General features: G+C 26.8%; 18 protein-coding genes and 1 pseudogene. 5 read left to right on the top strand and 14 right to left on the bottom strand.

Annotated features, from left to right (window positions below):
- Nucleotides 1-28: 28 nt before the first annotated feature.
- Nucleotides 29-2,209, bottom strand: coding sequence for a DNA topoisomerase III (locus Q0G30_RS00095; RefSeq protein WP_294384943.1), 2,181 nt, complete (start codon nucleotides 2,207-2,209; stop codon nucleotides 29-31).
- Nucleotides 2,210-2,365: 156 nt separating this feature from the next.
- Here Q0G30_RS00095 and Q0G30_RS00090 point away from each other — a divergent pair, with 156 nt between their 5' ends.
- Nucleotides 2,366-4,378, top strand: coding sequence for a penicillin-binding transpeptidase domain-containing protein (locus Q0G30_RS00090; RefSeq protein ID WP_294384940.1), 2,013 nt, complete (start codon nucleotides 2,366-2,368; stop codon nucleotides 4,376-4,378).
- 166 nt (nucleotides 4,379-4,544) lie between these two features.
- Here Q0G30_RS00090 and Q0G30_RS00085 read toward each other — a convergent pair whose 3' ends face one another.
- From Q0G30_RS00085 to Q0G30_RS00075, 3 genes and pseudogenes are all read right to left on the bottom strand, one after another.
- Nucleotides 4,545-4,847 (bottom strand): hypothetical protein, encoded by a 303-nt coding sequence (locus tag Q0G30_RS00085; RefSeq protein WP_294384937.1) that lies wholly within the window; start codon nucleotides 4,845-4,847, stop codon nucleotides 4,545-4,547.
- Nucleotides 4,848-5,177: 330 nt separating this feature from the next.
- On the bottom strand, nucleotides 5,178-6,548 hold the full coding sequence (locus Q0G30_RS00080; RefSeq protein WP_195467691.1) for an MATE family efflux transporter: 1,371 nt from the start codon (nucleotides 6,546-6,548) through the stop codon (nucleotides 5,178-5,180).
- An 85-nt stretch (nucleotides 6,549-6,633) separates the two neighbouring features.
- Nucleotides 6,634-7,623, bottom strand: a pseudogene (locus Q0G30_RS00075) (serine hydrolase).
- A gap of 149 nt (nucleotides 7,624-7,772) precedes the next feature.
- On the opposite strand from Q0G30_RS00075, the gene selD reads away from it, so the two are divergent.
- Nucleotides 7,773-8,810 carry a selenide, water dikinase SelD gene (gene selD, locus Q0G30_RS00070; protein ID WP_195467692.1) on the top strand — a complete coding sequence of 346 codons (1,038 nt, stop codon included), beginning with the start codon at nucleotides 7,773-7,775 and terminating at the stop codon, nucleotides 8,808-8,810.
- A gap of 109 nt (nucleotides 8,811-8,919) precedes the next feature.
- Here the strand turns inward: selD and yedF are convergent, their stop codons facing one another.
- The 5 genes from yedF to Q0G30_RS00045 form a co-directional block, all read right to left on the bottom strand.
- Entirely contained in the window at nucleotides 8,920-9,516 is a 597-nt protein-coding gene (yedF, locus tag Q0G30_RS00065) for a sulfurtransferase-like selenium metabolism protein YedF (protein WP_195467693.1), read from the bottom strand.
- Nucleotides 9,517-9,542: 26 nt separating this feature from the next.
- Complete coding sequence (yqeB, locus tag Q0G30_RS00060; RefSeq protein WP_195467694.1) at nucleotides 9,543-10,343, bottom strand: selenium-dependent molybdenum cofactor biosynthesis protein YqeB; 801 nt, start codon at nucleotides 10,341-10,343, stop codon at nucleotides 9,543-9,545.
- Nucleotides 10,344-10,365: 22 nt separating this feature from the next.
- Nucleotides 10,366-11,112, bottom strand: coding sequence for a selenium cofactor biosynthesis protein YqeC (yqeC, locus tag Q0G30_RS00055; RefSeq protein WP_294384930.1), 747 nt, complete (start codon nucleotides 11,110-11,112; stop codon nucleotides 10,366-10,368).
- Between the two features lie 792 nt (nucleotides 11,113-11,904).
- On the bottom strand, nucleotides 11,905-12,102 hold the full coding sequence (locus tag Q0G30_RS00050; protein WP_294384928.1) for a hypothetical protein: 198 nt from the start codon (nucleotides 12,100-12,102) through the stop codon (nucleotides 11,905-11,907).
- Between the two features lie 14 nt (nucleotides 12,103-12,116).
- Complete coding sequence (locus Q0G30_RS00045) at nucleotides 12,117-12,743, bottom strand: HAD family hydrolase (RefSeq protein ID WP_294384925.1); 627 nt, start codon at nucleotides 12,741-12,743, stop codon at nucleotides 12,117-12,119.
- Between the two features lie 136 nt (nucleotides 12,744-12,879).
- Between Q0G30_RS00045 and Q0G30_RS00040 the strand changes: the two genes are divergently transcribed.
- Nucleotides 12,880-13,464, top strand: a complete 585-nt coding sequence (locus tag Q0G30_RS00040; RefSeq protein ID WP_294384922.1) for a hypothetical protein — start codon at nucleotides 12,880-12,882, stop codon at nucleotides 13,462-13,464.
- Nucleotides 13,465-13,684: 220 nt separating this feature from the next.
- Here Q0G30_RS00040 and glgA read toward each other — a convergent pair whose 3' ends face one another.
- Nucleotides 13,685-15,136 carry a glycogen synthase GlgA gene (gene glgA / locus Q0G30_RS00035; protein WP_294384919.1) on the bottom strand — a complete coding sequence of 484 codons (1,452 nt, stop codon included), beginning with the start codon at nucleotides 15,134-15,136 and terminating at the stop codon, nucleotides 13,685-13,687.
- Nucleotides 15,137-15,466: 330 nt separating this feature from the next.
- Between glgA and Q0G30_RS00030 the strand changes: the two genes are divergently transcribed.
- Nucleotides 15,467-15,661 carry a hypothetical protein gene (locus Q0G30_RS00030; protein WP_294384916.1) on the top strand — a complete coding sequence of 65 codons (195 nt, stop codon included), beginning with the start codon at nucleotides 15,467-15,469 and terminating at the stop codon, nucleotides 15,659-15,661.
- A gap of 55 nt (nucleotides 15,662-15,716) precedes the next feature.
- Here the strand turns inward: Q0G30_RS00030 and yjeM are convergent, their stop codons facing one another.
- A complete protein-coding gene (yjeM, locus tag Q0G30_RS00025) occupies nucleotides 15,717-17,237 on the bottom strand; it encodes a glutamate/gamma-aminobutyrate family transporter YjeM (protein WP_294384914.1) in 1,521 nt (506 codons plus the stop codon).
- A gap of 421 nt (nucleotides 17,238-17,658) precedes the next feature.
- On the opposite strand from yjeM, the gene Q0G30_RS00020 reads away from it, so the two are divergent.
- Entirely contained in the window at nucleotides 17,659-18,387 is a 729-nt protein-coding gene (locus Q0G30_RS00020) for a phosphatase (protein WP_294384912.1), read from the top strand.
- A gap of 284 nt (nucleotides 18,388-18,671) precedes the next feature.
- On the opposite strand, the gene Q0G30_RS00015 is transcribed toward Q0G30_RS00020, so the two are convergent.
- The 3 genes from Q0G30_RS00015 to Q0G30_RS00005 all read right to left on the bottom strand — a co-directional run.
- On the bottom strand, nucleotides 18,672-19,586 hold the full coding sequence (locus tag Q0G30_RS00015) for a hypothetical protein (protein ID WP_294384910.1): 915 nt from the start codon (nucleotides 19,584-19,586) through the stop codon (nucleotides 18,672-18,674).
- Nucleotides 19,587-19,665: 79 nt separating this feature from the next.
- Nucleotides 19,666-20,709: a M42 family metallopeptidase gene (locus Q0G30_RS00010; protein WP_294384909.1), complete on the bottom strand. Its 1,044-nt coding sequence runs from the start codon at nucleotides 20,707-20,709 to the stop codon at nucleotides 19,666-19,668.
- A gap of 109 nt (nucleotides 20,710-20,818) precedes the next feature.
- A partial coding sequence (locus tag Q0G30_RS00005) for a DEAD/DEAH box helicase (protein ID WP_294384907.1) occupies nucleotides 20,819-23,354 on the bottom strand: 2,536 nt, incomplete at its 5' end.

Here is a 23,354-nt window from a genome sequence, read left to right as displayed (position 1 = left end):
TGTTTGTCACTTTACCTTATTATGAATATTATTTAAAATTCTTTAAAAGTTCGGCAAATGGATTATCATTTACTTCTTCAGCTTCTTTTTGCATTTTTCTCATTATTCTTTGCGTCTCTCTCTTATCAATTTTCCCCTTTTTGTCAAATCTTTTTTCAAATGCTGATGCTTTTTCTCTAAAATTACAATTGGCCCCAGTACAAATATAGATCTTACCTTCACCTTGCCCTCTAATCTCTAACTTTTTCTTACACTCAGGACATCTTGCATTTGTAACTCTAGCAACATTCTCTCTATATCCACATTCTCTATCTTGACATACATTCATTATCCCATTCTTGCCCTTAACTTCTAAAAGATATTTGCCACAATTAGGACACTTCTTTCCAGTCTTATTATCATGAACAAATTTACTATTTGCTCTCTTTACATCTTCTACAAGAGCAATAGAATAATTCTTCATTTCTTTAATAAAACTATTCCAATCTCTTTTTCCTTTTGCTATTTCATCTAATTTACTTTCCCATTTAGCAGTTAATAATGGTGATTTTAATTCTTTTGGAACTAATTCAATAAGTTGTCTTCCCTTTGACGTAGGTAAAATTTCTTTACCTTTCTTTTCAATAACAAATGAGTTAAATAACTTTTCAATAATATCAGCTCTTGTAGCAACAGTTCCAAGACCACCTGTTTCTCCTAAAGTCTTAGCTGCTTCTTTTCCTACATTAATATACTTATGTGGATTTTCCATTGCAGATAAAAGTGTTGCTTCCGTAAATCTTGCTGGTGGTTTAGTTTGACCAGTCTTTAATTCTACCTTAGTTAAAGTAACTTTATCACCTTTATTAACTTGTGGAAGCACTTGTTCTTTTATATCATCTTCGCTATTATCTTCTTCTAAATGATCATATAGCTTTTTCCATCCCTTTGATTTAACTACTTTACCCTTAGCAATCAGCTTTTCACCTGCTACATTAGCTTCAATAGTAGTTTGCACATATTCAAATGGTGGTAACATTACGCTTAAAAATCTCTTAACTACTAAATCATAAATTTTTCTTTCTTCTGAAGAAAGCAGTGCTAAATTAGGTTTTTGTTCTGTAGGAATAATTGCATGGTGATCGCTTACCTTTGAATTATCTACAAATCCCTTATGACCATTTATCTTAGTTTTTAATAGTGCATCAGCTGTAGCTCTATATTCACCAATTGCAATAGCCTTTAATCTATCTGGAATAGTAGCTACTATATCAGTAGTTATATATCTTGAATCTGTTCTTGGATAAGTTAGGATTTTATAATTTTCATACAGTCTTTGCATAATGCTTAAAGTTTGTTTAGCTGAGTATCCCCAGATTTTATTAGCATCTCTTTGAAGTTCAGTTAAATCATATAAAGCAGGTGCATATTTCTTTTTATTAGCTTCAGCTATATTTACTACTTCACCTTCAGCATTTCTTAATTTACTTTCAATTTTCTTAGCAAATTCTTCATCAAAGATTCTTGAATTATTATCTTTATTAACCCATGACAACTTATATCCATTAGCATTAGCTCCTAAAGTATAATAAGTCTTAGGCTTAAAGTTTTTAATTTCCTCTTCTCTATTAACTATCATTGCAAGTGTTGGTGATTGAACTCTACCTGCTGATAATTGAGCATTATATTTGCATGTTAGTGCTCTAGTTACATTAAGACCAACAAGCCAATCTGCTTCAGCTCTACAAACTGCAGCTCTATAAAGATTTTCATACTCTTTTCCATCTTTCAAATTTTTAAATCCATCTAAAATAGCTTTATCTGTTTGTGATGAAATCCATAATCTTTTAAGCGGCTTCTTTACACCAGCTTTTTCTATAGTCCATCTTGCAACAAGTTCACCTTCTCTTCCAGCATCTGTTGCAATAACTATTTCACTAACATCATCTCTATTCATAAGCTTTTTAACTTCATTAAATTGCTTACCTGTTTTCTTTAATACAACTAACTTCATATGCTTAGGTAACATTGGAAGTGTTTCCATCTTCCATTCTTTATATTTATTATCATATCCTTCTGGATCCATAAGTCCTACCAAATGCCCCATAGCCCAAGTTACTATATATTTATTTCCTTCTATATATGAACCTTTATTGTTATTACACTTTAAAACTTTTGCTAAATCTCTACCTACTGATGGCTTTTCTGCCAATACTAAAATTTTGCTCATATTTTCTCCTTTTTGTTTAAGATTTTCTACTTATTATATCACATTTTCCTATAAACAACTAACACAAGGCTAATTTCTTTTTATCCCTTTATTTTATTGGATTATTCTTCATAAAATAGTATAATAAGCTACAGAATAATATTTAGGGAGGCTTATATGAAGATTTTAAAAAACATATTATTTTTACTACTATTAATTTTAGTAGCTATTTCAGTTTCCTGTTCAAAAATCAATAAATATGAAGATGCATTTAATACATTTAAAGACGAATGGATTAATAAGGATTTTTCTGGAATGTATTCTATGCTAACTGATAGCTCTAAGGAATATATTGATGAAGAAACTTTTGTAAATAGATATACAAATATATATTCAGCAATAGCTTTAAAAGACTTAAAAATTGAAATTTCTGGTGACATTATAAAAAATAAAGATTATTACACTATTCCATTTTCTTTAAAGTGTAATACTGTTGCTGGAGAATTAGACATAACTGATTATCAAGCAAATATTTACAAAGTGGACAATGAATACCTTATTGATTGGAATGAAAGTTTATTATTTCCTGATATGATTGAAGGAGATAAAATTTATGTTAGAAAATCTAATCATACTAGAGGAAAAATACTTGATAGAAATGATAATGTACTAGCTGAAGATGGGACAATCTCTGTTGTTGGAATACATCCCTCTAAATTTGATACTGAAAATCGTGATAGTAAAATAACTGAAATTGCAAATACTTTAGATATAAGTGAAGATACTATTATAAATAAATTAAATGCAAATTCAAATCCAGAATATTTCGTTCCAATAGTTGATATACTTTCAAGTGATGAAAAACTTACAACTTTAATTAATAGAGCTGATGAAGGCATAATTATTAACGAAAAAACATCTAGAGTTTACACTGGTGGTGAAGCATTTGGAAGATTAATTGGATACGTTGGTGCAATTACCGCTGAAGAATTAGAATCTAAGAATGATAAAGGTTATACAGAAAGTAGCTTAATTGGTAAAGCCGGTATTGAACAAGTTTATGAAGATACATTACGTGGTGAAGATGGTGCTGAAATTTATCTTAGTAGAAATAATGAAGAAATTTCAATTTTAAAAAAAGAAGTTATAAATGGCACTGATGTTAAACTTACTATTGATTCAACATTACAAATCAATTCCTATGAACAATTAAACGGTGAAAAAGGTGCTGTTACAGCTGTTGATCCTAAAACTGGTGAAGTATTAGCTTTAGTTAGTGCTCCATCTTATGATTCAAACATGTTTACAACATATGTTACAAAAACCAAAGCTGCTGAAAGAGAAGCAAATGATTATACAGATCAAATCAACAGATTTAGTAAAACATATGCTCCTGGTTCAACTATGAAACTTATAACTGCTTCAATTGGTCTTAATACAGGAGTATTAAATGCTGATGAAACTGTTACTATTGACGGTTTGAGTTGGCAAAAGGATTCAAGTTGGGGAAATTATAATATTACTAGAGTTCATAATACTACTACTCCAATGACACTTAGAGAAGCAGCTAAATATTCAGATAATATATACTTCGCTCAATTAGCATTAAAAATTGGTGGTGAAAATTTAATTAATGGACTTAAGGGATTTGGTATAGGTGAAGATATTACCTTTGAATATCCTATGACTAAATCTAGTATTTCTAATAATGGCGCTTTAGATAATGAAATATTATTAGCAGACACAGGATATGGACAAGGTGAATTAATGGTAACCCCTTTAAATATGGCATTAGCTTATAGCGCTTTAGCTAATAATGGTGATATTATGAATCCAACATTAGTTTTAAGTTCCAATACCTCTCCAACTCTTTGGAAAGAATCTGCAATTAAAGCTGAATATTTACCTACATTAATAGAAGATTTTTCTGCAATGGTTAATGATACTGATGGAGCTGCTCACGAAGCTCAAATTTCTGGATATAATATAGCAGCTAAAACTGGAACTGCTGAAATAAAATCATCTCAAGATGATACTACAGGAACTGAAAACGGCTGGTTTGTAGCTGTTGATACTACTACTTCTAAACTTGCTGTAGCAATGATAATAGAAGATGTAAAAGATAGAGGCGGTAGTAGTATTCCTATTCCAAAGGTTAAATCAATAATGGAAGAATACTTAAATAGATAATAAAAAATAAATATTTCTATGTATTTTTTTCTAAAAATATTGTCATACTATAAGTGAAGAAAAGATTCCAAAAGCTTCTTTTCTAAAAGAAAAAATACTATCACATTGCTCTTATGATGATAGTATTTTTTCTTAATTTATATAATAAATTTTTTTAATTTAACTTCTAAAATATATAAGTCATATTTTGTGGCTCAAAATATGATAATCCATGTTTTTTTGCAATTTGAGGAATTACCTCATTTAAATGTTCCGCATCCTCAAAACTACATCCAATTATTATAAATCCCTTTCCCTTATTAATTCCAATATTAAACTTTTTAGAATTTAATTCTTTATAAAATTCATCAATTAAATCTATATCTCCAACAAGTGAAGTATCACCTTCACAAAGCATTTCATATAAAACTTGTGCTCCAACTGCACTACTTACACTATCACTATTCCATACAGCACAATACCAATCCATTTTTTCTTCTCCCTTATCCATTTAAAGTCTTTTATAATTTTATCACAAATATTAAATAAATAATACTTTAGATATATTATGTATTATTACAAAAATAGGATTCACTTAATATAAAGAGAATCCTATTTCTATACAATTAATTATTGTACTTCAGCATTATTAACTATTTTTGTTTTAGCCTTTTTATTCTGTTTAGGCTTTTTTTCATTTCTATTTTTAGCCAAACTCTTTTCACCTCTTTTTAATAATATATAACTTTAACAAAAGTTATATATATTTTGTCTTTAATTAGTTAAAAGAATACTGGCAATTATATGGACTAACCCCAACTTATGCTTCTTCTAATTGAAAATCTCTTGTAACATTTCTTACCCATTTTCCGCTTAATACCCTTATAGATGCAATTATTGATTTAATAATCTCATCACTTTTTACAACAAAAAATACTGCTGCAATGGGCCATCTTAATACGAAGGCAGTTAAAAATCCACATGGAATTGCTACAAGCCATAAGAATATAATATCATTTACTAATACAAACTTGGCATCTCCACCACCTCGTAAAACACCCATCATTAAGGTAACTCCAAAACTTTGGAATACTACTATAATTGACATAGAGCCCATAATTTGAATTGCAATATCTTTAGTTATTTGTGATACATTATAAAAATCTACTACAATAGGTCTTATTAACAAAATTACTCCTGCAGCCATAATTCCCATAATAATGCTTAATACACCTACTGTTCGTGAATACTCCTTAGCTTTTTCATTTTTACCTTCACCTATAGTATTTCCTATTATTACTGCTGTGGCATTTGAAAGCCCAAATATGAATACTGTTACAAACTGAAATACAACATTACTTATACTGTTTGCTGCAACGGTCTCTGTTCCAAGCCTTCCTAATATTATGGAAATCATTGTTGAACCTGTTGACCATAAAAATTCATTAAATAATACAGGCGTACAATTAGATAAAAAGTCTTTTAATATTAACTTGTCCACTTTTAATAAATGGATCATCTTTAAATTTATCTTATTTTCATACTTAATCATAAAAATTAGTACTATAGAAAGCTCTGTTATTCTTGCTATAACAGTTGCAATAGCTGCACCTTTTACTCCTAACGCCGGTGCACCAAACTTACCAAATATTAATATATAATTAAAAAATGCATTAACTATTAAAGATGCAGTATACACAACTAACGAAATTTTAACTGTTTTTACTGAACGAAGCATCATTATAGTACAATTTGTTATTGCATAGAAAACATACCCAACTGCTATAACTCTTAAATATTTAGTTCCTTCTTCAATAACTCTTATATCTGTAGTATAAATTTTCATAAACCCTGATGGAAAAATTATTGCAATAGCTATAAATATTGCTGCAATTATTACACAAGCTCTATACATTATTGAAAGTATTTTATGTATTGTCTTTACATCACCCTTCCCCCAATATTGAGATATTAATATATTTGAACCACCAGCTAACCCAAAAATTAGTATGGTTAAAATAAAGAATAAATTATTACTTATTGAAGCTGCTGATAACTGTACTTCTCCTAACGAACCTAGCATCATGGTATCAATCATACTTACTGCAAAAGTAATTAGATTTTGAACTGCTATTGGTAAAGCAATACTTAAAATCAATTTATAAAACTTTTTCTCTTTGCTTATTAGCATTATTTTCTCCTTCTTTCTTTTGTAAATTTTATTTATTTATAACCTATATCATATTTCTAATAATTTCTCTAGTTTAATTTAAAATTTATATATTTTCTTGAATAAATTTAGATATATCAAAAGTTCCAAATTCCTTATTAGCTAATATTGTTACCTCTAAATTCTCCCTTGGATATATTGATGATCTAAAATCTACTCCTGGATCATTTCCTGTTATATAATATTTGTATATTTCATCATCTTTTTTTTGCATCCATATTCCATATCCATAATATATTTCATTTTCTACATTAACATGTGGCATAAGTAGTTCATCTGTTATTTCTTTATTTAATATTTTATACTCTAACAAACCGTTCCATAACTTACTCATATCGTGTGCATTTATAAATACACCACCATCACCACCACCTATAACAGGTATGGAATATATATTACTCTTAAAGCTTCCATCATCATTTCTTATATATCCATTAGCACAATTTTCTGGTAGCATGTCCAACGCAAAATATCCTGATGAATTCATATCCAATACATCAAATATATATTTTTTAATAAATTCTACAAAAGGCATATTACTTACCCTTTCTATAACCATAGCTAAAACTATAAAGCCACTATTATTATAAGAAAAAATTTCTCATGGTTTACTTTTCATTTTTCCCTTAAATAATAATTTTTTAAAATCACTTGGTTGTCTTAATAAATACATAGGATTTTCTATCCATAACTCACTAAAATCATCCATTACCTCTTCATCAAAATAATCAGGTATGCCACTTGTATGAGTTAATAAATGTTTAATTGTAATATCATCACTATAAATTTCACTACTTACAAAACTCTTTAATAAATCATCAAAACTTATCTTGCCCTCTTCTACCAATTTACATATTCCTATTGACGTTAATAATTTTGCACCTGAAGCAATTCCAAATCTAGTATTTAGATTATTCTTTCTTTCATTAGCAATATCCGCATAGCCAAATGCTTCTTCAAATAAAATATGTTTATTTTCCTTGATGCTCACAACTCCAGAAAAATTCTCTATAGAATTTATATATTGTCTAACCATATTTCCCTTCATAAATAAAACTCTCCCTTAAACCAGTTATTATTCTAAAAACATTATCTCTTTATTATATCATTTACACTATTGTTTTTGTTATTTTCTTATTATAATTATTAATATATAAATATTTCTAATAGTAGAGGGGAAATAATATGAAGAAGACTATAAAACTAACATCTTTAACTAAAAGTTCTGGTTGTGCTGCAAAAATTGGTCCAGCTGTGTTAGATTCTGTTTTGAATAATTTACCTAAATTTGAAAATCCAAATCTATTAGTAGGCTTCGATAAAAAAGATGATGCCTGTGTATATAAAATTTCTGATGATAAAGTTTCAATACAAACAGTAGATTTCTTCCCACCAATGGTAGATGATCCATATACTTTCGGACAAATTGCTGCTACAAATGCACTTAGTGATATTTATGCTATGGGGGGCGATCCTGCTGTTGCTATGAATTTACTATGCTTTCCATCATGTTTAGATCCATCTTTAATGCATGATATATTATCTGGTGGCTATAGCAAAATAGCAGAAGCTGGAGCTGTTGTTGCTGGTGGACATACCATTGCCGATCCAACTCCTAAATATGGGCTTTGTGTTACTGGCTTTGCTCATCCAAAAGAAATTCTTACAAATAGTAATGCTAAAACTGGTGATGTACTTGTTTTAACTAAGCCTATTGGTGTAGGAATTTTAAATACAGCTACAAAAGCAGAATTATTACCACCTGAAAAAATCAAAGAACTAACTAATGTTATGACTACATTAAATAAGTATGCAAAAGATTCATTTAAAAATTTAACTGTTAATTCTTGTACTGATATAACTGGCTTTAGTTTAATTGGACATAGTTATGAAATGGCCAGTGGTAGTGATAAAACTATTAATATATTTACTGAATCTCTTCCTATTCTTAATGATGCCTTAGAATATGCTAGAATGGGAATAATCCCTGAAGGAATGTATAATAATTTAGAATATCTTCAAAATCTATTTACATGCTCTAATAACATTTCACAAGAAATGAAAGATATCCTTTTAGACCCTCAAACTTCTGGTGGACTTTTACTATCAATGCCAGAAAAAGATGCATTAGAATATATGTCTCGTATGGAATTATATAATCCTTGGACAAGAATCATTGGCGAAGTAACTGATAAAAAAGATTATTCAATTATAATAAAATAATTTATACTAAATAAGGTCAAACATATAAATTGCACTATCTTTATTATTCTAGATAGCTATATTTATTATGTTGACCTTATATACTATAAAGTTCATTTACTTGTAATAATTATATAGTTATAACTTTTGAAGCCTCTTTCATAGCATTAGTTATCTCATACATATTACTGATTTTACCCACCTCTAATTTATCTTCTAATCCATAAAAATTAAGGCAAGCTCCACAAACTAATAATTCTACACCCTTATCTTGTAAAACTTTTAAATGTTCTATCCCTTGTTCATTTAAGCTAGGAACTTTTACTCCACCATTCATAAATAAAATTGACTTAGGTAAATCCTCACCTTCTGAAATAGTATAAATGAACATTTTCATTAAAGATTGTCCAAGCTCCTCATTACCAGCACCTATTATTTCTTTATTAATAAATATACTCCAATTACCTAATGGCTTTTTTCCCTCAACCTTAGCTAAAACCTCTTCACATTCTTCACATCCATTTGAAAAGTTAACTTTAAAATTGCCATCATTTTCTTCAATAGTAGTTGTAAAACCTTGACTATTTGCTAACTTTTTTAAATTTTCAACTGCAATCTTGTTATCTACCTCAATGTCAAAAAACTTTACTCCTGTATCTATTTCCTTTTTTGCCATTATAACAGGCATTGGGCAAGCCTTTCCTTTTGCATCTATAACTTTTTTCACTTATATTCCCCCTTTTATATATTTAATTATTCTAAGTTTAATTTTTTGTTATTCATATATAATATACCTTCTAAAACTCCACCACCAATTGATCTAGCTTTGTCTGATATAGTAAAACAATGATTCTTTTCACATCTAGGATCTATATCGCCGCTTTTCATTCCTTTAAATACTTCTATACCGTCTTGCAACATTCCTCTTATTATTCCATCTATTTCTGCTAAAACTTCTACACCATCTATATAAGCAACTACATCTCCCTTTTTAACATAATCACCTATTCTTGCTACTGGTTTTATTTTACCTTCACTTGATGCTCTAATAATTCTTTCTTTTGTATATCCGCCTATATCTCCTGGAATTCCAGTATTAGGTATTGCACTTCCTTCTTCTATTACCTTTCCCAAATAATGTCCTCGTTTAGTTTCAACTACTAAATGACAATCTTTTTTAGCTTCAAAACCTGGTCCAACTCCAATAACTATTGGTGCATCATTAATACTTGTTCCTAAATTTTTTTTAGCAATTATAGCATCCACCACAACATTTGGATTTAATTCTTTTATAATATTTGCCTTTTCATCAATTATTATTGGTATATTACCTTTACTTATTTCTATATATATCTCATCAATATTATTGACCTTAATTCCCTTAATACCCTCAATTTCAATTTCATTATCAAATACTGCTTGTGAAAATGCCACAGTTCTTCTTACTGTAGTTGGATTGTTAATTTCTGTCATAACAATATCAAATCCACTTTTTTTTAATCTATAAGCTATACCTGTAGCTAAATCACCTGCACCTTTTATAAGTACTATCATAAATCACCTCTAAAACTTGAAACTAATTTTTATAACTTGTAATAACACCTTGTACTTCTTTTTCCTTTAAATATCTACATATTATCTCTGCACTATATAATAACTCTTCATTATCAACCTTATTGATAATAGCTCTATACTCTGCATTATTACATTTATCTATATGCTTTTTTTGTCCACTTTCACTACTTAATAAAGTTGCAATATCTTCTTCATTTATTGTGTCGTAATCTTTTTTCCTAAGTATATTGCATACTTGTTCTGGTCTATGGCATATTTCTTTTATACTTTTTCTTAGAGAGTCTATTCCAGCAACTCCAACGATCATAGTTGTATTACTTAAAATAACTGGTTCATGACTAGCTGGTGCCTTTAATGGCAACATTTTTGATCCATCTGCTTCTATAAGTAAAAAATCACATAGTTCTATTAATATTTCTGCAATTTCATTACCTACAGATGATATTTTTTCATCTTTATCCTTAATACCTACAGTAATTAAATTATTACCCTTAAATCTCTCTTTTATTTCATTCAAGTCACCTTTAAAATTAATATAATCTTTAGGCATATGCATATGTGTAGTAGTTGTAACTAATACTTTTTTTCCTAAACTGCTTAATTCATTTGCTAAAGTATACATAGATGTGGTCTTTCCTCCTCCACCTACAAATGAAATTATATTTTTTTCATTAATATTAATGCCTAATGACTCATATAAATATTTCTTTTTATTTATCTTATTATCTTCATAACAAAAAATCTTCATATTAATTCCTTATGCTTAATTAATTTTTTGATTTTACATTTAATTAAAATAAATTACTTAAATTATTAAATTGGTAAATCATTTCCTTATTAATTATACAGACTTTTTTTACTTTTATAAATACTAATATATATATTTTCCTTTAATTTGCGAATATTAATCGCATTTTATCAATTATCGTTCTTTAAGCTTATAAAGAAAAAATGTTATATTATAAATAATTAAAATTAATTAACAATTATTATCTTTATATTAATTATCATTCATAATATTTTAAATTGGAATTGGACAAAAGGTATCTCTAGGCATATCTAAAAAGGCAAGGTAACTCTACGCGCTAAAATAATGTACCTTTTAAATCTTTACATAAGTATTGTTCTTATTTTGCTGTTGGACTTATTTCAATACATTTTATATTACATATAAAGTATATACTACTATCTTTAAGGAAACTCTTTACAAATATTAGTGATAAAAATGTTCGTATAACATTATCTCAATTTTTAATAATTATAGTTTTAATAGTAAGTATAAAAAAGAACTCTTTTGAGTTCTTTTTTTATCATCACTACAAACACACATTGAGTGTTGTAGCTCTATATATTCTTCTTTACCTAAACTTTTTAAATATTTATCATAGTGTTCTTCACTACAAAACTTTCCTATTTATTTTCATAAAAATCTTTTTCTAAATTCTTTTTACAAAATAAACATTTATCCATTAATTTATGCTCCTTGAAACTGAAAATAACAAATAAATATATTATATGTCTAATGATTATTTTATAAACACTACTCTTCGTATAAATTATCCTCAATAATTTTATTTGCTAAAATTCCTATATTAACTTCCCTAGTGTCCATATAAACATCAATAATTCTATCTACTAAAGTAACTTCAACATATTCAATCATTTTTCCATCTTCATCTTTATACTTAATAATATCATAAGTTATAATATCATCCTTAAGTTGTTTTTTAGTAATCATAATTTTCTCCTTTGTTATTTTATAATATTTAGTAAATCTTCAAAAGATTCAATTTCATTTTCAAATTCCTCTACTTCTCCAAACCCATATTTAGCATATATAAATGGAACATTTGCAGCTTTTGCTGAATTAGCATCTCCTTGTGTATCCCCCACATAAACTGGTTTCTTCAAGTTATTTCTTTCAACTATTAACTTAATGTTTTCAGCTTTAGCCAAACCCGTTCTACCTGGACATTCATAATCAACAAAATACTTATTTAATCCATGTGCCTTAAAAAAGCTCTCAATATATCCATCCTGACAGTTGCTTACTATAAATAATTTATAATCCTTAGCTAATTTTTCTAATGTTTCTTCTAATTTATTATATAAAGTTGCACCATACTCTCCTAAATATTCATTTTCATAGTCACAGCATTCTTTCATTATTTTCATCTGCATTTTCTCGTCTAAATCTGGAAGTAAGATTTTAGCTATTTCATCTAATAATTTTCCCATACAAGGTTTTAAATCTTCTACTGTTACTTCTTTTCTATTTATGTTATATTCACTAATTATAGTACTCCATGTTTTGGCAACTTCTGCTGTAGAATCCCACAATGTCCCATCTAAATCAAATATTATACCATCAAATTCCATATTTACCTCCTAAGCTTGACTATACTATTACTAATTATATCATCATCTACAAATTTTGTATCATATTTTTATTTTTATGTAACATATTTTAACTTTAATTAATAAAATATATTATATCAATTCAAAGGTGAACTTTATGAAAAAACTTAAAAATAATTTTTTAAATGGTCTAATTCACTGCTGGAAGGAAATCTCCATTAGTGATAAGGCACTTATAATAATAATGATATTTTTATTACTTCAAAGCATCCATAACTTATTTACTCCTGAGTCTACTAATCCTAATTCACTATCTATAAATCTCATAGTTCGTACTTCTATCGCTTCAATTTTTGGTTACTTTTTAAGCGAAAACTTCTTAAAAAATAAAGTTGTTAAAAGTGAAGATTCTGATATTATAGTTCCTGTTAATAAATCAGATATTGTTAGTAATAAAAACTCTAATGTTACATCTACTAATGATTGCATCACTAGTAACTCTACTTTAAAAGATTCTAATAATAACATTAAAGACTATATTTGTAATAAAACTGTACAAATTTTAATTGCTTTAATAGTTTGTATAATAGCTTTATTTTCTTTAATTATAGGATCTAACCTTAACTTAATCTCTTCAAATACAAATCCTACAGTAATTCACCTTAGGGATTTAATATGTAATTGTATTGGTTTTTTACTTGGTCACTCTAATAATTCTATAAAAAACACTTCACCTAAATAACTCTAAAATCTATTTAATAATAAAATAAAGGGGCTGTATCAAATTGAATTAATAAATTCAGTCGAATACAACTCCTTATTTATCTTAAGGCATCTATTATTAAAATTAAAAATACTTATAAGTGTACTTAATGGAACCTTAATGAAATATTATATAATTATACTATTACTATTAAAAATTTTAGATATTAGACTGCCTTAAATTACAAATTAATTATTTTCTATTGTCCCATTAATCTTCTATATAATCTAGAGTACTCCTCTGCTGAGTTTCTCCATGAAAAATCTTTATTCATTCCCCTAAATGCTATTCCATTCCATTTAGCTCTTTCGTCAAAGTATATATGCTTTGCATAATTTATGGTGTTAAGCATTTCATGGGCATTATAATTTGCAAAAGAGAATCCTGTTCCACTATCTGAATATATATTATATGGCTCTACAGTATCTCTTAATCCACCAGTTTCCCTTACTATAGGAACAGTTCCATATCTTAATGCTATTAATTGAGTTAAGCCACAAGGTTCAAATCTTGATGGTACAAGCATTGCATCTGCAGCTGCATATATTTTATGAGCTCTGTTATTAGAAAAATATATATTTCCTGATACTCTTCCTTTTAATTTCCACTCATAATACCTAAACATATTTTCATAACTTTCATCACCAGTTCCTATTACAACTAACTGAGTATAATCATCAACGATTTGTTCTATAACATGTTGTATTAAGTCTACACCCTTTTGATCTGTTAATCTTGATATTATACCTATCATAAATTTGTTTTCATTTTGTTCTAAACCTAATTCTTTCTGTAACTCCAATTTATTTTTTGCCTTATTTTCAATGAAACTATATGCATTATATCTACTAAATATTTCATTGTCAGTTTCAGGATTATATTCGTTATAATCTATACCATTTAATATTCCAAATAATCCTCCACTCTTGTCTCTTACAACACCATCTAAGCCTTCTCCATAATACTCACTTTGTATCTCATCTTTATAACTATTACTTACTGTTGTAATATAATTTGAATACACTAGGCCACCTTTTAGCATATTAGCATCTCTTTTGTATTCCATATCCGTTGGTCTAAATACATAGTCTGGGAAACCTGTGATTTTCTTCAGCGTTTCAACATCCCAAATTCCTTGGAACTTCAAATTATGAATTGTCATAATAGTACGTATGTTATCATAAAAATGATTATCTCTAAATATAGTATGAAGATATACTGGTAGTACTCCTGTTTGCCAGTCATGGCAATGTATTATATCTGGCTTAAAGTTTATACTTGGTAAAATTGATAAAGCTGCTTTGCTGAAAAAGCAAAACTTTTCTATATCAAATTTAGTATCACCATAAGGTGTATCCCCTCCAAAGTAATGTTCATTATCTATAAAATAAAATGTTATCCCATCATATTGGGTAGTCATAATACCTACATACTCACTACCACTAACTTGTCCAAAATTCATATAGAAATGTGTTATATATTTAAAGTCGCTTCTATATTGCCAAGGAATACATTTATAGTTCGGTATTACTACCCTTACATCAAATTCTTCTTTTGGAAATGATTTAGGAAGTGATCCCACAACGTCTGCAAGTCCACCAGTCTTTATAAAAGGTACGCTCTCAGATGCTACAAATAGTATATTTCTCATATTTTATTTCCTCCCGCTTCTTCATCATATCTTTTAATATGATTATCATATAATGGTTTTTTACTAAATATGAATTATTCATTTTAAATTATAATAATATTTTAACACATTTCCATTTATTTGAAATATATTAATTAAATATTTGCCAATTATTTTTCTGTAAACCTTTTAAAGTTTACATTTATATTTATATTTTTTCAAAAATTATCAATTTATTAATTTAGTTTACTATTAAGTATAATTTTGTATTTATGTTTGCATTATGATATAATATCAACATATTAATTTACTATTTATTTATATTTTCATTTATAAAAGGGATGTGATTTTATGAAAAATAATGCTTATGAAATTATGAAGAAAATGTGGTCAATTGATGAAGAAATTCAAAAACTTACTTCTGAATTAAGAAAAGTAGCTCAAATTTCCGAAAGAGAAACTCTTGAAAAACGTATTGATAATTTATATGCTGAATTTTTAAAGTACAAGCATCTATTAGAAGATGTTGAAGTTACTGGCTTATAAGTTATTACATAAATAAAAATAGTAACCTTAAAATCAAGGTTACTATTTTTATTTTTTAGGCAATTCTATCTATTGAATCTTTATTACTTCCATATTTTTTCTCATATCTTGATATTAAGAAGAAAGCTACTAATCCAAATACTATTGGCCCAGCTAATTGGAATCCAGTAGAAACATAATCTTTACTTTCTATGGCCGGTTGTAATATTGTAAATATATTTGCAAATCCAACTGTACAAGTTACTATTATTGCCCATATTGTTGCAACAGTTTTACTTTTAAAGAAAATAAATGGTTTATCTATACTATCATTTTTCTTAAAGTAAATAAATGCAATTGCTAAGAACATTGTAGGAATTGTCATTGCAACATTCCCCATAAGTATTAAATAATCTAAAAAACTTGAAGATTTACCACCTGTTATTACAGCAATTATAATTATGGCAACAACAGTTATACATTGAATCCACATAGCTGTTACAGGCATACCATTATCATTTATTTTAGTCCATTTTTGTGGCCAAATTTCCTTTGGAGTACCTTCTATTAATTGTTTTAACGGTGAATAAATTAATGTAAAGAATGCACCTATCAATGCTAAGAACATTGCTAATCCAATATATCTAGCAAACCAAGTACCCATTATTTCAACTCCATGAGCTGATAATCCAAATACTTCTCCAAGCTTAACCCCTAAATTTTTAATAACTACATATGCTACATTAGCCATTTTTACATCTGGACTTGAAAGAACTTCTTGCCAGTTGGTGAATAAGCCAACCATTAATATTGCTAAAGAATATCCTACTCCAATAACTATTGCTGATATTTTTATTCCTTTTGGGAAAGTTTTATTAGCATTTTCAGTTTGATCAACTAAACCTCCAACTGCCTCTAATCCACCATATGCAAAAATTGCAAACACTAAGAATCCTAATACAGCTAAAACTGTTCCATATTCTGGATTTGGAGAGCTTGTAAACTCTGATAATCTTAATGGTTGAGCCGCTTGAAAACCATTACCAAAAAATACTATTAACGAACCCACTATTAATAATACATTTGCACTAGTTACGAATATACCACCTATAGATGCAACCTTTGAAATACTATTTAATCCTTTTGAAGATAAAAACGTAATTAATATCACAAACATTGCTCCTAAAATCCCTAATGTTTGTGATGAAGTTAATCCAAATAAAGACCAAGTTGATGTTTTATCACTACCAAATATTAAATTTGAAAGTGGAACCCATATAGATGATGATACACTAACCATCCAAACTATATATGAAGCAAACCACATAAATGTACCTATAAATGCAAATTTCCTTCCTACAGATTTTTGCATCCAAACATAGATACCGCCTTTTTCTTCTTTAAATGATGAGCCAAATTCAGCCATCATAAATGCATATGGTATAAAGAAGCATATTGCTCCAAAAATATACCATGGAATTGCTGAATATCCCATAAGGAAAAATGCTCTTGGAATATTAGCAAAACCAAATACTGATGTAAAAATCATAAGTATTAATGCCACTAAAGTTAATTTACTTTTCTCATTTTTACTCATAAAAATTTCCTCCTTAGTATAAATTCCTATTAATCAAAATATATATCTGTCGAATTTTACAACAAATATATAGTATCAAAAATTTTTTTCCTTTTCCATCATCACTTTTTTACATTTATACAATATATTTTTTATTTCATTAAAAATTTATCATAAAAAAGTCTAATTATTTATCTATTAAATATACTTATTTTTTATATTTTATCATTTATCTATTTTGCTTTATCACATTAAAACGATAAAACCATTATTTTTTCTATATTATTATCATCTCATATAAATCATAATTTAAACATTTATTTTAATTTATTATTTATTTTATTGAAGTTTAAGAGAAAAATAAATATACTAATAATAAATAGTCTTAAGTAAAATACTTATTACTCTATCAATTTAAAATAACTTATTAAAGGAGATTTTTATGAACTACTTATCTGATTTACATACACATACAATAGTAAGTGGACACGCATATACAACACTTATGGAAAATATAGATTACTGTGCAAAGAATGGAATTAAAATATTAGGTACTTCTGAACATGCACCTTCAATGCCTGGAGCACCTCATTATTGGTATTTTGGAAATTTAAAAGTTCTTCCAAGAATCATTAATGATGTTATTATCCTTAAAGGTTGTGAAGGAAATATCTTAGATACAGATGGAAATATAGACCTTCCTGAAGATGGTATGAAACATTTAGACTACATGATTGCATCATTCCACGAGCCAGTTTTTCAACCTAAAACAAAAGAAGAGAATACTATGGCAATTTTAAATGTTATGGATAAATATGAAAAAGTGGAAATACTAGGTCATCTGGGGAATCCTAACTATAATCTTGACTATGATGCAATTATAAAAAAAGCAAAAGAAAAAAATATAATGATTGAAATAAATAATAGCTCTCTATCCGGATCATCAAGAGTTGGAAGTGATGTTAACTGTGAAAAAATAGCTCTTCTTTGTAAAGAATATGGGACAAAAGTAATTTTAACATCTGATGCTCATATAAATAGTAAAATAGGTGATTTTACTAAAGGTATAGAATTATTTAAAAAAATAAATATGCCTGAAGAGCTTATTATGAATGAACCTGATAAGTTAATTAATCATCTAAAATCTAAAGGTAGGTTAATAGATTTATAAAATTATAGTATGTTATATAGAAAAAGTAATTATTAATTCTATATTCACTATTAAGTATTTTATTTCTATATATATAAATCTGTTATACTAAATTGTTGTTAACAACAATTTAATATAACAGTTCTACATATAATTAATTACTATTTATTATAAACTTACAAATATATTTATATTGATTTAAATTTATTAAATGCCAAGCTATTTTTTTATAAATTTATCCATTATAAAAAGACCACTTTTATAAAAAACTGGCCAACCATTAAATATAAAATTTTTATGAATTTTTAAATTAATAATATTTTTGATTTTATATTTTTCCAAGAAATATATGTATTTATTTCTGGTTTTAAAGAAAACTCTTCTTTTTTATCATTTAAGAATAATTCCTTCTTATATTCAAATAATCTTAAACTTAAATAATGATCTAAATATTTAGTGGCTATTCCTCTAAATTTATTAAGCCAAATTTTAGCCTTAATTGAATATTGTATATCAATAGTTCTTTTCTTAACTCTTTTAATTTTTACTCTATTTATTTCATTAAATTTTTCAGCAAAATTTTTAAGTCTTCCATCAATAAATCCCTCAACATAAGCTTTTCTATCTAATCTAGGTATAATATTATCTCTAATTTCATAAAATCCTAAATGTTTTCTTGCTGCAATAATTGGTATTATATCTATAGAATCATTCAAAGCATTAACAACTGTAATTCTATCTCTTTTAATATTAGGAATATCTCTAGATCCCTTAAAGTTTTCAACTACTACCATTTTAGTTAATTCTACATAAGATGTTATCTTATCAATATAATACTTACTTTTTATATCGTATAGAAAACGATGCCTCCAAAAAAAAGCAGTAACAATAGTTATATTTAATTCTGTAGCACATTCTCTTATGGTTAAACCCTTATTTAAAAGTGCAAAATATTCTCTCCATTTATCCTTAAACTTCTTAGAATATCTAAATTGATTATAAATCTCATTAGTGAATATTTTTCCACAACTTTCTACTTTACATTTATATCTTTGACTGCTTCTATACATTCCATATTTAATAATTTTATTACTTTCACAATATGGACATTTATTTATTATAACTTTTTTAGAGTTATTATTTTTCCACATTTTAAAATCAAAATCATCTACTATTTTTTTATTAGAATCTCTTATTAATATTTTATAAATATTATTCATATCATCACCCATTGTAATTATTAACAATGGGTGAAGTTTTTAAACATTATAGACCATTATTATATTTCTATATAAATACTTAATTGATTAAATATAATCCTAATAACTTAATTGTATTTTCAAGTGCTTTTACATGAGTTCTTTCCATACCATGAGAAGCATGAACACCTGGTCCTATAAGTGCTCCTCTTATATCATTTCCTGCTCTTAAAGCAGCACTTACATCAGAACCATACATTGGATATATATCTACAGCATAACTTAGGTTATTTTCTTTAGCTAAGCTAATTAATTTAGTAGTCATATTATAATCATAAGGTCCACTAGAATCCTTTGCACATATTGATACATCATATTCTGTACAAGATAAATCATCTCCTATACATCCCATATCAACTGCAATCATTTCACTAATATCTGATGGAATACAAGCTGAACCATGACCAACTTCCTCATATGTTGAGATTATAATTTTCACAGTATATTTAGGCTTTAAGTTTTCTCTATTTAGCAGTTCTAATAATGCAATTATTGCTGCTACACTACCTTTATCATCAATAAATCTTGATTTTATAAATCCACTCTCAGTAATAGTCGTTTTAGGATCAATAAATATAAAATCTCCTGGAGCAATTCCTAACGCTAAAACATCTTCTTTATTTTTTACTATTTCATCAATTCTAACTTCCATGTTTTTTTCATCTCTAACTTTACTTTTGCTATCTTCAAAAACATGTGCAGCTGGGCTAGTACTTAAAAAAGTACCTGTATAAACTTTTCCTTCTCTTGTTCTTATTTTACAATACTCACTATCTAACGTTGGTACTATCGGCCCTCCTAATATTGTGAACTTTAAAGTTCCATTTGCTGTTACCGATCTAACCATTGCTCCTAAAGTATCAACATGAGCACAAATACCTATTGTTTTTTCATTAGTTTGTCCTTCAACTGTAATTATTCCACAGCCTTTATTATTTTTTTCAAATTTATATCCAAAAGGCTTAATAATCTCCTCTATTTTATCCATAATTTCAAAGCAAAATCCTGTCGGACTATTAAACTCTAGTATATCTTTCGCTGTTTTTAATAAAAATTCTTTATCAATCCTAAAATTATTACTCATTTTTTCCTCCCCAATTTAGAAAATTATTCTACACAACTTATATTACCATAATTTTTCTATATATTCTAATTCGAAACTTTTTAAATAATAATTTAATAACTATCTTACTCTATTTAAATAAATCTAAAATTTCCTCATTTGTTAATTTAGAAATATTATTTATATTTAAACTATCATCGCTCATAACACTATTTATTATTTCTCGTTTATCTTCTTGTAGTTGAATAATCTTCTCTTCAATTGTATCTTTAGCAATAAGTTTAATTACTTCAACTATATTTTTTTGTCCTATCCTATGAGCTCTATCTGTTGCTTGATCTTCTATTGCAGGATTCCACCATGGATCCATATGCATAACAAATTTTGCTGATGTTAAATTAAGACCTGTTCCTCCAGCTTTTAAAGAAATCAAGAAAAGCTCTGGTTCTGTGCTTTCATTGAATTCTGATACAAGTTTTATTCTTTCCTTAGCATTAGTAGCTCCATCTAAATATTTATTTTTTATTTTTCTTATATTTAATTCATTTTCTATCCTTTTTAACACTGAAGTAAATTGAGAAAATACTAACATTTTATTATTATCTTCTATAACTTCCTCTATTATCTCTAATGCAACATTTAATTTTCCACTATCACCAATATAATCCTTATTAACTAAAATAGGATCTTGACATATCTGTCTTAACTTTGTTAAATAAGAGAAAATCGTTATATTATCATCCTCTCCAGTTTTTAACTTTAATTTAACTTCTTTCATATAATTTTTATAAGCTAATTTTTGTTTAACAGTCATTGGAACATAATACTTCTTCTCAATCTTTTCAGGTAATTCTGTTATAACATCTCTTTTTAATCTTCTTAATATAAATGGTTTTATTAAAGACTTTAACTCATCAATTTCCTTCTCATTTCTACCAACAAACTTTCTTTTAAATTTCTTTTCATCAAATAAATATCCTGGCATTATAAAATCAAAAATTGACCATAGTTCAATTAACGAGTTTTCTATAGGCGTACCTGTTAATGCAAATTTTACTTTTGCATTTAGCTCTTTAATTATCTTAGTATTTTGTGATTTTGGATTTTTAATATTTTGTGCCTCATCTATAATACAATAATCAAAAATTTCATTTTTATAAAATTCTATATCATTTTTAATTGTTCCATAAGTAGTTAAAAGAACATCATAATTCTCTTTATTATCTAATATTTTATTTCTAGCACTTTTACTTCCATGAATAACTCCAACATTTAAGCTTGGTGCAAACTTTTCAAACTCTTCTTTCCAATTATATATAAGAGAAGTTGGTGTAACTACTAGTGACCTCTTATTTTTCTTATATAATAGAAATGCAATTACTTGAATAGTTTTTCCAAGCCCCATTTCATCTGCTAAAATCCCACCAAAATTCATTTCACTTAAAGATAATAAATAATTTACACCAGTAACTTGATAATTTCTTAATGTTCCATTTAACTCCTTTATTCCATGAACTTCTTCTATAACCCTATTTTCTAATCTTTTAGAAACTAATTTTAAAACTTCTGATCCTCTTATAAAGTTTAGATTATAACTTTCTATATTATCTTCTATAAATATAGCTTTACTCTTATCTATCTCTATTTCACCATCATATACTTCTTGATTATATATTAAATTATCAATAATATTAAAGAAATTAGCCATTCCTAAATCTCTTAAATTTAATAATCGCCCTTTTTTAGTCTTATAAAAATCTCTATCATCTTCTAAAGCTTGCAATACATTTATATACTCACTATATTCTAATCCATCTATATTATACTTAAATCTTAGCTCCTCATCTTGCCCCTCAAATATAGCATGTATATCATTACTACCCACAAGATTAACTTCATTAAAACTCTTAGCAAATTCTAAAGTAGAAAATTCTTCAAAAAACTTTAATCCACTAATAAAAAACTCATAACGCTCTTCATCATTTCCAATGAATAAAAACTCATTTGCCTTTTTTATAAATCTATATCTTTCTAACTTCATTGATATTTCTTCCTCAAAATTATTATCTCTTAGAAAGTAATTTATATTTTTATCTAGTATATTTATTGTTTTTCCAAAATAATTGACAGTAGCTTTGCATTTAATATTATTATTTTCATTTTTAAAGTAGAATTTAACTTTATAATAATTTCTACAAATATTTTTAACTCCCTCACCTAACTTTATATCTTTACTAATATTACTCAATAAATTAAATAATTTATTAATAGAAGCTTCATCTTTAGAGTATTCTACTTTTCCATTACTTTTTAATTTATAATAAAATAATTTATAGCTATTTATTTGTTTATTACTTGGCAAATAAATTTTTCTATCACTTAAAAACACAGTAAATTTATCATTTAGAGGAATAGGTAACTTCTTCTTTGTAGTCAAAATTATTTTATCAAGCTCTATTTTTACTGTGAAAGACAAAGGCATATCCTCTTTTATAATATAGCTTTCATAATTAATATAATCATAATTTAACTTAACTTTTCTGTTGTCACTTACTAACTTTAAAATTTCTTCTATATATTCTTCATTGACTCTTAAAATCTTACCTTCTACAATCTTAAAGGAGTCTCCCCTATTTAAATTTAAAACTATATAATTTAGAATTTTT

The organism is uncultured Clostridium sp. (genome assembly GCF_934754925.1).
Taxonomy (GTDB): Bacteria; Bacillota; Clostridia; order Clostridiales; family Clostridiaceae; genus Clostridium.
This window is presented reverse-complemented; position numbering and strand designations above follow the sequence as displayed.